Raw genomic sequence first — 12,749 nt, forward strand, 5'->3', positions numbered from 1 at the left:
GCCGCCCCGTCGACGGGCGGAACGGCCGCGTCGTCGACCGGTGGCACCGCCGCGCCCCGCCGGGACGGGAGCGCGATGGACCGGCTCCGCGGCGCGGACGACGACCTGTGACCGGAACCGGTCGGCCGACGGAGATCTGACCATGCCTTTCCCCAGGGTCCTGCGGGACCTGACCGCCCGGCTCACCGACCCCGTCGAGGCACTCGACGCGGCGGATCTCGCCGTGCGCGTCCAGCGCACGGGGTGCACCCACGTCGCGGATGTCGCGCGAGGGGATCGCGTGACGTTGACTGGGCGCATCCGGACCGTGCTCTCCTGCGGGGGATCGGATTTCCTCGGGATGACCGCAGAGGTGTTCGACGGGACCGGCGCGATCGAGGTCTGCTGGCTCGGACGGCGCACGATCCCCGGAATCGACACCGGCCGGTTCATCCGTGTGACGGGCCGGGTCGGCATCCGCGACGGCCGCAGGATCATGTACAACCCGCGCTACGAGCTGCTCGACGGGCAGCCGTGCAGGACCGTGGAGGAATCGCGTGACAGAGCCTGAGCAGGCAGCGGGGGAGTCGGACACCGGCCCGGGCACCGGGCGGCAGTCGGTGGCGAGCCGGAAGACCGCGTTCGGGGATCCCGACGCGTCCGTGCTCGAGCAGATGGGCGGTGTCCGGGGGCTCATCTTCTCGTCGATCCCCGTCCTCACGTTCGTCCCCGTCAACGCGTTCTGGGGCCTGACCGCCGCCATCTGGGGTGCCCTCGGCGTCGCGGTCGCCATGCTCGCCTGGTCCCTGGGACGCCGGGACAACCCACAGCCGGCGATCTCCGGGTTCATCGGCGTGGCGATCTGTGTCTTCATCGCCTGGCGGACGGGAGACGCCAAGGGGTACTTCCTCTACGGCATCATCACCCAGGCCGTGTACGGGTCGGCGTTCGCGCTGTCGGCGATAGCCGGGTGGCCTCTCGTCGGGGTGATCTGGGGTTTCCTCGACGGCAAGGGGATGGCCTGGCGTCGGATCCCGCCCGCACGCCGGTGGTACACCGTGGCGACGGGCTTCTGGGCCGCGTTATTCGCGATCCGGGCTGTCCTGCAATACGTCCTGTACCTCAACGACGAGGTCAACTGGTTGGGCGCCGCGCGTATCGGGATGGGCTGGCCACTGGCGCTGGTCGCGTTCGTCGGGACCGTGTGGGCGGTCCGTCGCGCGATGGCCCACGAGACGGACGCGGAGAACCCCGTCGCCGGGCAGTCGCCGGGAGATGCCGAGCGCTGGGAATGACACCGCGCCGGGAATGACGACGCCGCCGTTACCGCGGATCAGCGGTGGCGTATCGGGCGGCGGTGGATCAGGCGGCGGCGGTCGCGGCGCGGGAGAATTCGCTCGGGCCGGTGATCACCCGGTAGGCGTACACCGACGCGAGCGTGGTGACCGGGATGGCCACGAACAGACCCACCAGCAGTGCCAGGGTGCCCGCGATGATGATGAGGACGTTGAGCAGCGCCAGCGCGAGCAGGTTGCCCGCGTCCGACTTGATCGCGCGGAAGCTCGAGACGATGGCGTCGGTGGCCGTCATGTTGCGGTCGACGACGAAGTACTGCGTCCAGTAGAGGAAGAACGCGACGACGAAGGCGCCGACGATGAGGAGGAAGACACCCACGAAGGTGGCGATGCCCACGAGGATCGCGGCGACCACGAACCATCCGAAGTTGTGCAGCTTGAAGAAGTCGCCGAACGACGGCCTGTGGCCGTCGACCTCGAGGAGGGCGCCGCGGACGATGAACGCCTGGAGCAGCAGGCTCACCACGAACGAGAGGACCTGGGCGATAAACATCACGGCCCCGGACTCGTCCGTGGAGAACGCACTGATGATCCCGCTGACCACACCGCTGGCCAGGGTGATGAGCAGCCAGGGGACCGGGTTGTTCTTGAACATCTGCCAGCCGGCGCTGACCGCGCCGGTCGGGGACACCCGGCCGACCATGGCCGGGGCCCCGCCCGGCCCCGGCTGGCCGTAGCCGCCGTACGCCGGATCGCCGTAGGGCTGCTGTCCGTAGGCCGGTTGGCCGTATCCCTGCTGGCCGTAACCCGGCTGCTCATGACCCGGCTGTCCGTATCCCTGCCCGGGGTAGGGCTCGTAGCCACCGCCCTGCCCGGGGTACGGCTCGTAGCCACCCTGGCCCGGGTAAGCCTGCTGGCCGTAGCCCGCGTCGCCGTAGGGGCCCTGGTTCCGGTCCGGTCCGGAACCGTAGGGGTCGTTCGGGTACCCGTCCCCGGGTGGGGTGCCTCCGGTGGTCATCGCCGTCTCCATCGCTCGGTGCCGCGGGACTCTTCCACGGCTCTCCTGCCGAACCTAGTTGCGCAGCGGCGTGAGCACGAGGTCCAACTCGCGGACCATGAGGCATTCGGCGGAAACACACCGGGCCCCGCTGACTCTCGTCAGCGGGGCCCTACGGTCACCGGAGAGGTGAGCGTCAGATGTTGGCGTCGATCTCGACGGCCTGCGCGACACCGGCGATGGTGCCCGCGATCTTCACGGCCTCCCAGGCCTGCTCCTTGGTGACGCCCTCCTTGCGGATGACGTCATCGTGGGCGGCGGTGCAGTTCTCGCAGCCGTTGATGGTGGACACGGCCATCGACCACAGCTCGAAGTCGGCCTTCTCCACGCCGGGGTTGGCGATGATGTTCATCCGCAGGCCCATGCGGACCTGGGTGTAGTCGTCGCCGAGGAACTCCTTGGCGCGGTAGGCCACGTTGTTCATGGCCATGATCGAGGCGGCGCCGAGCGCGGCGTTGAACGCCTCGTCCGACAGGTGCTGGCGGGCCTCGTCGGCGATCTCCGACAGGACGGTCGCCGAGCGGGTCGCGGCGGCGGTCGCGAGGAACGTGCCCCAGAGCTGCTGCTCGTTGAGCTCGGTGGACCGCGCCAGCGAGCCCAGGTTCAGCTTGAGATCCTTGGCGAACTCGGGGAGTCCGGACTTCAGGTTCTCGATGCTCACTTGATGCCCTCCTGCAGCATGTCCATCTTGTTGATGTTCTTGGTGGGATCGTTCTTCTGCCAGTTGCAGGCACAGACCTCGGACGACTGCAGGGCGTCGAGGACACGCAGGACCTCGTCGACGTTGCGGCCGACGGCGTCCGGGGTGACCGAGACGAACTGGATGACGTTGTCCGGGTCGACGATGAAGGTCGCGCGATCGGCGACACCGTCGGCGTTCTCGACACCGAGGGCGCGGATCAGCTCGTGCTTGATGTCCGACAGGAGCGGGAACGGCACGGTCTTCAGCTCGTCATTGGTCGCGCGCCAGTTGAAGTGCGCGAACTCGTTGTCGATCGAGCCGCCCAGGATCTGGGTGTCGCGGTCCTGGAAGTCCTCGTCGAGCTTGCCGAAGGCGGCGATCTCGGTGGGGCAGACGAAGGTGAAGTCCTTCGGGTAGAAGAAGATCACGCGCCACTTGCCCTCGTAGGACTGGTTGGTGATCGTCTCGAAGTAATCCTCGGGCTGCTGCGCGTTGACCTCCTTGAGGTCACCACCCTTCAGCGCGGTGAGTTCGAAGTCGGGGAACTGATCGCCGATGGTGAGAAGAGCCATGTGATCCTCCTGAGGGTTTGGCGTTAGTCGGACGGCCAAGCCCGACTATGCCCCACTCCCTGTGAGAGGTAAAGTCGATGAGACATAGATCACTCATAGGTACGTGCGAATAATCATCGACTTTGGGTTATCGACGGCCGTACACTGATCGGCATGGCTGATCAGCGGTTCGTCCCGAGCCTCATGCAGCTCCGGGTCTTCCTCGCCGTGGCGGAGCGCCTGCATTTCCGCAGTGCCGCCGAGGAGCTCGGCATGAGTCAACCCTCCCTGTCCCAGGCTCTGGCGACGCTCGAGGACGGACTGGGTCTGCACCTGGTCGAGCGCAGTACGCGGTCCGTCCTCGTCACGCCCGCGGGGCACCACCTGCTGCCGTACGCCCGCGCGGCGGTGACCGCGATGGACGCGGTGGCCGACGCCGCCGCGGGCAGTGACGGGCCGCTGTTCGGGTCGTTGCGCATCGGCGTGATCCCCACCGTCGCCCCGTACCTGCTGCCCGGCCTGCTCCCGGCGCTGGGGGAGCGGTTCCCGGACCTGACGCCGCGGGTGGTGGAGGACCAGACGTCCCGACTGGTTGACGGGCTGCGCAGCGGCGTCATAGACCTCGCGATCATGGCGGTCCCGACCGACGCGATGGGCGTCGCCGCCACGCCGCTCTACTCCGAGCCGTTCGCCCTGCTCGTGCCGGCGTCCCACGAGCTCGCCGGGCGCGAGGGCCTGCCGCTGGAGATCCTCGTCGACCAGCCGTTGCTGATGCTCGACGAGGGACACTGCCTCCGCGAGCAGACGGTCGAGTTGTGCCGCCGGGTCTCCGCGCCTGTGCTCGGGCGGGGCGAGTCCCGCGCCGCGTCCCTGACCACCGCGGTGCGGTGCGTCGCCGGAGGACTGGGAGTGACGATCGTGCCCGAATCCGCGGTGGGTCCGGAGACACGCGACCCCGGGATCGCCGTGGCGCGGTTCGCGGACCCGGTGCCCGGTCGCACGATCGGTCTCGTGCTGCGCACCGCGACCGCCGGGGCGGACGCCTACGCCGAATTCGGCCGTGTCGTCGCCGACGTGGCCGCGCAGGAGTTCGGCGCGACACCCGTGTGACGGCCGGTCACCGTGCGCCGACGGGGACCCGTCCCGCGAGTCGCTCGACGTGGTCGACCGCGGCCAGGAACCGCGAACGGAGCACCTGGGTGCGTGCGATCCACTGCTTCTGGAAGGCGACGAACTCGGCGCGGCCCTCGGCGGTCTCCACCGGTATCGGCGTCAGGCCCCAGGCCGAGAGGTCGTAGGGCGAGGAGCGCATGTCCACCTCGCGGGCGTCGAACGCCGCTCGCAGGGCGTCGAGGAGGAGCTCGCCCGGTGCGCCGGCCTCGAGGGCTGCCGTATGGGCGTAGACATCCATCCCGGCATGGAGGCACGCCGGCTGCTCGTCGTGGACCTGCCCGTCCCGCGTGAGGGGTTCCCGGTTGAGGGGCACGGCGTCGTCGGTGAAGAAGCGGAACGCGTCGAAGTGCGTGCACTGCAGACGCGAGCCGCGGACGATCTCGTCGATCCGATCGTGGGTCAGTCGCAGGGGTACCTGCCCGTGGCGCACGCCGTCGCGGCCGGAACGATAGAGCATCGCCCACTCGTGCAGGCCGAAGCACCCCGTGGCCCCGCGGCGGCCCGCCGTGGCAGCGACCACCGCACGGGCGCGGGAGACCCGGTCTCCGCAGCGACGCCACACCGAGTCGGCGTCGACGACGAGCCCGTCCCGGCCGGCGACCGTCGCGCGTAGGTAGTGCCGCCACTCGCGGCGCTCCGACCGGTGCGCGTTCTCCAACAACACCCCGGGCCCGGGGTGCCAGCGACGCACCGTGGCGACGCTCGTGCGGTAGTAGGTGAAGAGGAAATCGACGACGGGGTGCGGCTCCCCCCGGCGCCGGCGTTGCAGGTGCTCGGCAGTCAGATGGTCGACGCAGGCGTGGTGGCGTTCCTCGCGGCGCCGCCAGAGCTCCTCCGGGAGCACCACCGGGTCGGGTGGGCGAACGTCGGACGTCACGACCGCTTCTTCCGCTTGGGGCGGTGAACGCGTGAGCGCGCGGGTCGCCGGGGCTCGGACGGCCGTCGCGACCGGGCCGGTGGGGCCGGCGCCTTTCTGACGGCCGGTGTCGCGAGCTCGGGGCCGAACACCCGCGTGAGCGCCTCGTCGGCGCCCGGCCGGGAGACGTCGACGGTCTCGACCGACATCCCCGACTTCCGCGCCTGATCGGCGACGCGGTCGACCTGGGAGGGTCTGAGGACGGCGGCGACGACGCCGGCCTGCGCGACGCCGCGACCGGTCCGACCCGAACGGTGGACGAGGTCGTCCGTCGAGTGCGGCGGTCCCACGTGGACCACGTGGCCGACGTCGACGATGTCGAGCCCCCGGCCCGCGAGGTCCGTGGTCACCAGGACACGGACGGCACCCGAGGCCAGCTCGGAGAACGCGGACGAGCGCCGGGTGGGGGAGTCCGACCCCTTCACGCCGGCCACGCGTACGCCGGTGTCCGCGATGGCGGCACGCAGCGCGTCGACGGCATCCCGGCGAGGGACGAAGAAGAGTCCCCGCGTGCAGCGGGCTGCCAGTGCGACCGCCACGCCGTCAGGATCCGGGGTGGAGAGGATGACCAGCTGACGTGGCGCGCCCGTTGTCGTCGTCGTCCCCGTCGCGGTCTTCGCGGCCGCGGTCTCGGCCTCCGGTGACACCCCGGGACCGGGTTCCTGCTGTGCCGACGTCGGCGCGCGCTCGACGCGGTGGACCCGGAGGCCGGGCCGCGCCTCGCGCAGGCGTCGCTGAACGTCGGCGTCGGCGGTGGCCGTGGTCGCCACGAGTCCCGCACCGGCGCAGGCGGCGAGAAGCGACTCGGTCTGTTCGACGAACGAGGGCCCCAGGAGCTGGTCGGCCTCGTCGAGCACCATCACCCGCGCGTCGGTGAGCGACACGGCTCGGGACCGGACCAGGTCGGCCAGGCGACCCGGCGTGCCCACGGCCACGTCGACCGGGGCGATGAGGGCGCGACGATCCCGCTTGATCGGCTGGCCGCCGACGAACGAGGCCACCCGCAGCCCGGCGCCCGCGCCCACCTCCGCGAGGACCTCGGCGCTCTGCTCCGCGAGTTCGCGGGTGGGTGCCACGACGACCGCTCGGGGCCGGCCCGGCAGGCTCGGTGACCCCGCGAGGCGGTGGACCACCCCGATCGCGAACACGAGCGTCTTGCCGGAGCCGGTCGGCGCCACCGCGAGCAGGCTCTCGCCGCCGACGGCGTCGGCGAGCGCGGCCGCCTGCACCGGTGTCGGCTCGCCCGAGACGAGCGCGGACACGGCATGTCTGATCGGGACCGACACCCCGAGGTCCTCGAGGAGCCGGCCCAGACCACCGGGCTGCGAACCGCTCAGGCCCGGACCTCCGAACGATCGCCGCTCCACAGAGTGTGGAAGCTGCCCTCACGGTCGGTGCGCTGATAGGTGTGCGCGCCGAAGAAGTCGCGCTGACCCTGGATCAACGCGGCGGGCAGACGCTCGGTGCGCAGGCCGTCGTAGTACGCGAGCGCGGCCGAGAAACCCGGCGCGGGGATGCCCGCGGTGACCGCGGTCGCGACGACGCGGCGCCAGCTGTCCACGCAGTCCGCCAGTGCCTCGGCGAAGTACGGCGCCGCGAGCAGGGAGGGCAGCGACGGGTCGGCGGCGTACGCCTCACGGATCCGGTCGAGGAACGTGGCGCGGATGATGCAACCGCCGCGCCAGATGGTGGCGAGGTCGCCACGGGCGACGTCCCACCCGTACTCCGCGCTGGCCGCCGTGATCTGGTCGAATCCCTGCGCGTAGGCGATGACCTTGGACGCGTAGAGCGCCCGACGGACGTCCTCGACGAACTCGGGACCGGTCTGTGTCGGGGTCGACACCGAGCCGGCGGGCAGGGCGCGCCCGGCTTCCCGCTGGGGGACGGAGCTCGACAGCGCGCGGGCGAAGACGGCCTCGGCGATGCCGGTGACCGGGACGCCCAGATCGAGGGCGGACTTCACCGTCCACCGACCGGTGCCCTTCTGGCCCGCGCGGTCGACGATCACGTCGACGAGCGGGCCCCCGGTCTCGGCGTCGACCTGCGCGAGCACCTCCGCCGTGATCTCGATGAGGTACGAGTCGAGCTCACCGGTGTTCCACTCGCGGAAGACGTCGGCCATGGCCGCCGGTTCGATCCCCGCCACACCGCGGAGGAGGTGGTAGGCCTCGCCGATCAACTGCATGTCCGAGTACTCGATGCCGTTGTGCACCATCTTGACGAAGTGGCCCGAGCCGTCCTCGCCGACATGGGTGCAGCACGGCGTGCCGTCGACCTTGGCCGAGATGTCCTCGAGCATGGGTCCGACGACCTCGTAGCTGGACGCCGGCCCGCCCGGCATGATGGACGGCCCCTCCAGGGCACCTTCCTCGCCGCCCGAGATGCCCGCGCCGATGAACCGGATGCCGCGCTCGGCCATGGCCTTCTCGCGACGGATGGTGTCCGTGTAGAGGGAGTTGCCGCCGTCGATGATGATGTCGCCCTCGTCGAACGCGTCGGCGAGCGCGTCGATCACCGCGTCGGTGGGCGCGCCCGCCTGCACCATCACGAGTGCGCGCCGCGGCGAGCGCAGGGCGGCGGCGAACTCGGCGATCGTCTCGGTGCGGACGAAGTCACCGTCCGCACCGTGTTCCGAGAGCAGGGCGTCGGTCTTGCCCGCGGAGCGGTTGTGGACCGCCACCGTATACCCGTGCCGGGCGAAATTGCGGGCGATGTTCGAGCCCATGACGGCGAGGCCGGTCACTCCGATGTCGGCGGTGCCGACAGTGCCGGCGGCGGGCTGCGCGTCCTCGCGTTCTGTACTCATGCGACTCAGCGTAGTCGACGCCCGCGAAGCGAACGGACCTGCATCGATGCGAGCTATCGGCCGGGCCGGAGGCGGGGTGGCGGCAGCGAAGTGGTTGATAGGTCAGACGTGCACTGAGTGCAAGGATTCGTCGATCGGCTGAAAAACTCTTGGTAACAACTGGCGATGTGTTGTAACACTTATGGTCGGGCCAGATGACCTGGACCACAACGATTCGGGGGACGGATCGCCGTGGTCCGGACGTCTCCGCGGAGGCGCGCCGGACCCGGTTCGGGGACTCTACGAGGGGAAAGACCAGACATGACCGGCTCATTGCTGCCCACGCAGTTGGCGGGGACACGCACGCTGTTCGATGACACGGTCGAGGTGCTCGGTGGCCTCCGGGCCGGCTATCCGAAGTTCTACTCGATCGCGGACCTGGGGACGCAGTCGCGGCGCCGGTGGGTGCCGCTCGAGCGGGCCGTGGACAGTGGCCGTGTGGAGCAGATGTTCCGCGACCACTTCACCGAATCCGGAGACATCCGCTTCTCGACGTACCTGGTCGCGGAGGCCTTCACCCACGGTGTCCTCGGTCGCGCGGTCGCCAGCTTCGTCACCATCGGCCGCGTCTGGGACACCGGCGCCGAGAACATGGCCGTGCGGACAGACATCGAGGGGGGCCTCGACTGGGCCGGCGTCCGCGACACCACCCTCCGGGTGCTGCCGGACGACCCCGCCGCGGGATCACCCGGCACCGTTGTCCTCCCGTGCGAGCAGGCGCTCGCGCAGTGGCTCGCCTGCCGGTCCCGCTCGACCCTGACGGCGGTGTTCGAGGGCCTCGCCGAGGTGAGCAACTGCAGTGTCGACACGCTCTGGTCGATGGCCGGTGAATGTGTCCTGGGGGCCGCGACGATCGTGCCGACGTTCGCCGACACCAGCCCGGAGACCGGATACCGGCGCGGACAGATGGTGCTCCAGGCCCTTCACGATTCCGGATTGGCCGTCCGCCGGCGTAGCCGGCTCCCGCGCACCCCGGGCTCGGGGCCCATCCCCGTGCGCGACCGGGGGTGGCGCTCCGTCCGCTGACCCGGGAGGCGTGAGTGATCCCGCACGAGTACGGCCCGGGTAACGTTCGACCCCGGTGGTCCGGACCGGCCGGGCCGGGGAGATGAGGTCAGATGTCCGACACCGCTGACAGTGAAGTGCTCGAGCGGATCCGCGCCCATTCCGGCATCGGCTTCGGCGGCAACATCGGGATCGAGTACACCGAGGTCACTCCCGACAAGGTGGTCGTGACAGTAGAGGTGAAGCCGCACCTCCACCAGCCGTACGGCATCGTCCACGGCGGGGTCTACTGCGCGATCGTCGAAGAGGTCGCCAGCGTGGCCGGCGCGGTGTGGCTCGGGGGCGAGGGCAAGGTCGTCGGGGTGAACAACTCGACCGACTTCCTCCGCGCCGTCACCGAGGGCACCCTCACGGCGACCGGGACCCCCGTGCACCGCGGCCGGTCCCAACAGCTCTGGCGGGTCGAGATCGCCGATGACCACGGACGTACCGCGGCGGTGGGTCAGGTGCGGCTGGCGAACCTACAGTAACCGGCCGCGCCGGGGACCGGCTGCGAGACGGCGACGCGCCCGACGGCAACCTGCCCGCCGGGCGCGTTCCTCGTCGTCGACCCCGGTAGCCGGGCCCTCAGTCGACGGGCCCGAGTCGAGCGGTTCTCAGTCGACCGAGGCGGATGCGGACTGTTCCTCCCGCGACCGATCAGCGGACCGCTGGGCGGCGTCGTCGGCGGCCACCCGCTCGAGGGCCTGGCGCGCGTAGACCCACTGCTTCGTGGAGGTCAGCTGCGAGCGGTGATCGCCGCCCATGTGCATCCCCCACGAGAACATCGTCGTGATGCGGTTCTTGAAACCGATCAGGTAGGCGAGGTGCACGACGAGCCACATGACCCAGGCGATGAAGCCTGAGATCTCGATCGGGCCCATCTTCACCACCGCGCTGTAGCGCGACACCGTGGCCATGGAGCCCTTGTCGAAGTACTTGAACGGCTTCCGCTCGGCCGGGGTCCGGCCCTTCTCGACCTCGGCGATGATCTGCTTGGCCGCGTACTTGCCACCCTGGATGGCGACCTGCGCGACACCGGGCAGGTTGTCCAGGCTCATCATGTCGCCCACCACGAAGATCTCCGGGTGGCCCGGCAGTGAGAGGTCTTTGTTGACCAGCACGCGTCCGGCGCGGTCGATCTCGGCGTCCGTCTGGTCGGCGAGCTGCTTGCCCAGGGGGCTGGCCTTGACGCCGGCGGACCAGATCTTGCACGAGGCGTCGATGCGACGGACGGAGCCGTCCGGATCCTTGACCTCGATGCCCTGGTAGTCGACGTTGGTGACCATCGCGTTGAGCTGGATCTCGACGCCCATCTTCTCCAGGCGGGCCCGCGCGGCGTTGCCGAGGTTGTTGCCGAACGGCGGCAGCACCGCGGGCGCGGCGTCGAGGAGGATGACGCGGGCGGAGGCCGGGTCGATACGGCGGAAGCTGTTCCGGAGGGTGTGCTGGGCGAGCTCGGCGACCTGGCCGGCCATCTCCACACCGGTGGGGCCGGCGCCGACGATCACGAAGGTCAGCAGGCGACGGCGCTCCTCCTCGTCGTCGATCACCTCGGCCTGCTCGAAGCAGCCGAGAATACGGCTGCGCAGCTCGAGCGCGTCGTCGACCGTCTTCATGCCGGGCGCCCAGCGCTCGAAGTGGTCGTTACCGAAGTAGGACTGATTGGCGCCCGCGGCGACGATGAGGCTGTCGTACTCGAGATCGAAGTCGATGTGGCCGGCCGAGGCGTGGAGCTTCTTGGCCGCCACGTCGATCGTGTCCACGTCACCGAGGACAACCGTGGCGTTCTTCTGGTCCCGCAGGATGAGGCGGGTCGGCGGGGCGATCTCGCCCACCGAGAGGATGCCGGTGGCCACCTGGTAGAGCAGCGGCTGGAACAGGTGGTGGCCCGTCCTGGCGACCAACGTCACGTCGACGTCGGCCTTCTCGAGCTGCTGGGCGGCGAACAGACCGCCGAAGCCGGAGCCGATGATGACGACGCGGTGCCGGCGGCCGGCCGGTGCGGTGGCGGTGACCTGGTCGGTTGCGGGCTCGGTCATGGCGGCTCCTGATGAGGCTGGTCTGGGTGAGGGGCTCGTTGGCCTCGTCGGTCTGGGGCCCGCGCAACTACCGCCGGGCACGAGTCCCCAGGATAGTGCGCCGACCGACGCCGTGCACACGTAGAGGCGCGGCGCGCGGGGGCGCGGGCCCCCGCCGCTGCTGAGCCGTAGGGTCGCCGCCGCGCCTGAGCCGGGGGACGGCCGGGCGGCGGTAGCGTCCCTGTGACGCGAGCCCCACAAGGAGGGACACCGGTGGTCAGAGTCGAACCCCAGGTCGTCGACCTCGAGCGCTGGCCCGCGCTCGCTCCGCCGTCCGGGGTACCGGGCCAGCCGCCGGTTCTCATCGCCCAGGCGCTGCGCCGGTCGGCGCGCGAGCTCGGGCTGCGGATCGACTACCCCGACGCGTCGGCGGCGGGGGAGTACGACGCCCCAGTCCGAGTGGTGCTGCGCGAGCCGGAGCACTTCTGGGCGCGCCTGGCGGAGTGCGGCGTGGTCGGGCTCGGCGAGTCGTTCATGGCCGGAGACTGGACCACGCCCGACTTGTGTGCCGCCATCACGACGCTGGCCCCGTGGATCGCCGCGAACGCCGACTGCGCCCACCCGGGGGAGCGGGCGTACGGGCGTGAGGGCCGCGGCTCCGTCGGCGGTGGGCGGCGGCGGGGCTGCCCCGTCACGGTGGAGCTGGAGGACTCCGTACCCGGCGCGCTGACCTCTCTGTACACGGACGAGACGATGTCGACCTCGGGCGCCGTCTTCGCGTCCGGTGCCCGGACCCGGTCCCGACTGCAGGACGGGACCGACGTGGTCCACCTGGAGGCGCCGTCCCCGGCCCCCCGGCGGGGCGACCTGGGGGATGCCCAGCGTCGGTCGGCCGACACGATGCTGACGCTGGCGGGGGTGGAGGACGGCTCCCACGTGCTCGTGGCGACGCCCGGGTGGGGCGAGCTGCCCATGCGCGCCGCGGAGCGCGGGGCCCACGTGCGCACCATGACGGCGTCCACCGAGAGGTTGTCGGCGCTGGGGTCGAGGTTCGCCGCGGCGGGGCTGGACGAGGAGATCTCCCTGTTCCTCGGGGCCCCGTCCGACGCCGCCGGGATGGTCGACGCCGTCGTCGCGGCGGACCCCGGCGCGACCGCCGGCCGCGCCGGGCACGACGAGGTGATCG

Annotated in this window: 13 protein-coding genes; 6 read left to right on the plus strand and 7 right to left on the minus strand. The window is 70.8% G+C overall.

The features are described from left to right. Window positions 1–142: 142 nt before the first annotated feature. Window positions 143–550, plus strand: coding sequence for an OB-fold nucleic acid binding domain-containing protein (locus tag HMPREF3086_RS04330; RefSeq protein WP_070720327.1), 408 nt, complete (start codon window positions 143–145; stop codon window positions 548–550). After that, window positions 537–1,274, plus strand: a complete 738-nt coding sequence (locus HMPREF3086_RS04335; protein ID WP_070720329.1) for a DUF3159 domain-containing protein — start codon at window positions 537–539, stop codon at window positions 1,272–1,274. Before HMPREF3086_RS04330 ends, HMPREF3086_RS04335 begins: the two co-directional genes overlap by 14 nt. Window positions 1,275–1,341: 67 nt before the next feature. On the opposite strand, the gene HMPREF3086_RS04340 is transcribed toward HMPREF3086_RS04335, so the two are convergent. The 3 genes from HMPREF3086_RS04340 to HMPREF3086_RS04350 form a co-directional block, all read right to left on the minus strand. Further along, complete coding sequence (locus tag HMPREF3086_RS04340) at window positions 1,342–2,292, minus strand: DUF2189 domain-containing protein (RefSeq protein ID WP_239550488.1); 951 nt, start codon at window positions 2,290–2,292, stop codon at window positions 1,342–1,344. A gap of 175 nt (window positions 2,293–2,467) precedes the next feature. Next, on the minus strand, window positions 2,468–2,992 hold the full coding sequence (locus HMPREF3086_RS04345) for an alkylhydroperoxidase, AhpD family (protein ID WP_007628757.1): 525 nt from the start codon (window positions 2,990–2,992) through the stop codon (window positions 2,468–2,470). Then, window positions 2,989–3,585, minus strand: a complete 597-nt coding sequence (locus HMPREF3086_RS04350) for a peroxiredoxin (RefSeq protein ID WP_063973061.1) — start codon at window positions 3,583–3,585, stop codon at window positions 2,989–2,991. Before HMPREF3086_RS04350 ends, HMPREF3086_RS04345 begins: the two co-directional genes overlap by 4 nt. A gap of 153 nt (window positions 3,586–3,738) precedes the next feature. Here HMPREF3086_RS04350 and HMPREF3086_RS04355 point away from each other — a divergent pair, with 153 nt between their 5' ends. Beyond that, window positions 3,739–4,674, plus strand: a complete 936-nt coding sequence (locus HMPREF3086_RS04355) for a hydrogen peroxide-inducible genes activator (protein ID WP_070720333.1) — start codon at window positions 3,739–3,741, stop codon at window positions 4,672–4,674. Between the two features lie 7 nt (window positions 4,675–4,681). On the opposite strand, the gene HMPREF3086_RS04360 is transcribed toward HMPREF3086_RS04355, so the two are convergent. The 3 genes from HMPREF3086_RS04360 to gndA are packed head-to-tail and all read right to left on the minus strand — an operon-like array spanning window position 4,682 to window position 8,459. After that, window positions 4,682–5,614, minus strand: a complete 933-nt coding sequence (locus tag HMPREF3086_RS04360; protein ID WP_246830902.1) for a hypothetical protein — start codon at window positions 5,612–5,614, stop codon at window positions 4,682–4,684. Beyond that, window positions 5,611–6,939 carry a DEAD/DEAH box helicase gene (locus tag HMPREF3086_RS04365; protein WP_246830903.1) on the minus strand — a complete coding sequence of 443 codons (1,329 nt, stop codon included), beginning with the start codon at window positions 6,937–6,939 and terminating at the stop codon, window positions 5,611–5,613. The genes HMPREF3086_RS04360 and HMPREF3086_RS04365 overlap by 4 nt, the downstream gene beginning before the upstream one ends. Window positions 6,940–6,986: 47 nt before the next feature. After that, window positions 6,987–8,459 (minus strand): NADP-dependent phosphogluconate dehydrogenase, encoded by a 1,473-nt coding sequence (gndA, locus tag HMPREF3086_RS04370; RefSeq protein WP_070720336.1) that lies wholly within the window; start codon window positions 8,457–8,459, stop codon window positions 6,987–6,989. A gap of 300 nt (window positions 8,460–8,759) precedes the next feature. Between gndA and HMPREF3086_RS04375 the strand changes: the two genes are divergently transcribed. Further along, a complete protein-coding gene (locus HMPREF3086_RS04375) occupies window positions 8,760–9,524 on the plus strand; it encodes a hypothetical protein (RefSeq protein WP_070720339.1) in 765 nt (254 codons plus the stop codon). A gap of 92 nt (window positions 9,525–9,616) precedes the next feature. Then, window positions 9,617–10,033, plus strand: coding sequence for a PaaI family thioesterase (locus tag HMPREF3086_RS04380; protein WP_070720341.1), 417 nt, complete (start codon window positions 9,617–9,619; stop codon window positions 10,031–10,033). Window positions 10,034–10,159: 126 nt separating this feature from the next. Here HMPREF3086_RS04380 and HMPREF3086_RS04385 read toward each other — a convergent pair whose 3' ends face one another. Then, a complete protein-coding gene (locus HMPREF3086_RS04385) occupies window positions 10,160–11,584 on the minus strand; it encodes an NAD(P)/FAD-dependent oxidoreductase (protein ID WP_070720343.1) in 1,425 nt (474 codons plus the stop codon). Between the two features lie 252 nt (window positions 11,585–11,836). Between HMPREF3086_RS04385 and HMPREF3086_RS04390 the strand changes: the two genes are divergently transcribed. Then, window positions 11,837–12,749 (plus strand): SAM-dependent methyltransferase (locus HMPREF3086_RS04390; RefSeq protein ID WP_070720346.1); only part of this gene is annotated, 913 nt, incomplete at its 3' end.

It is taken from the genome of Dietzia sp. HMSC21D01, assembly GCF_001815995.1.
GTDB classification, from domain to species: domain Bacteria; phylum Actinomycetota; class Actinomycetes; order Mycobacteriales; family Mycobacteriaceae; genus Dietzia; species Dietzia cinnamea.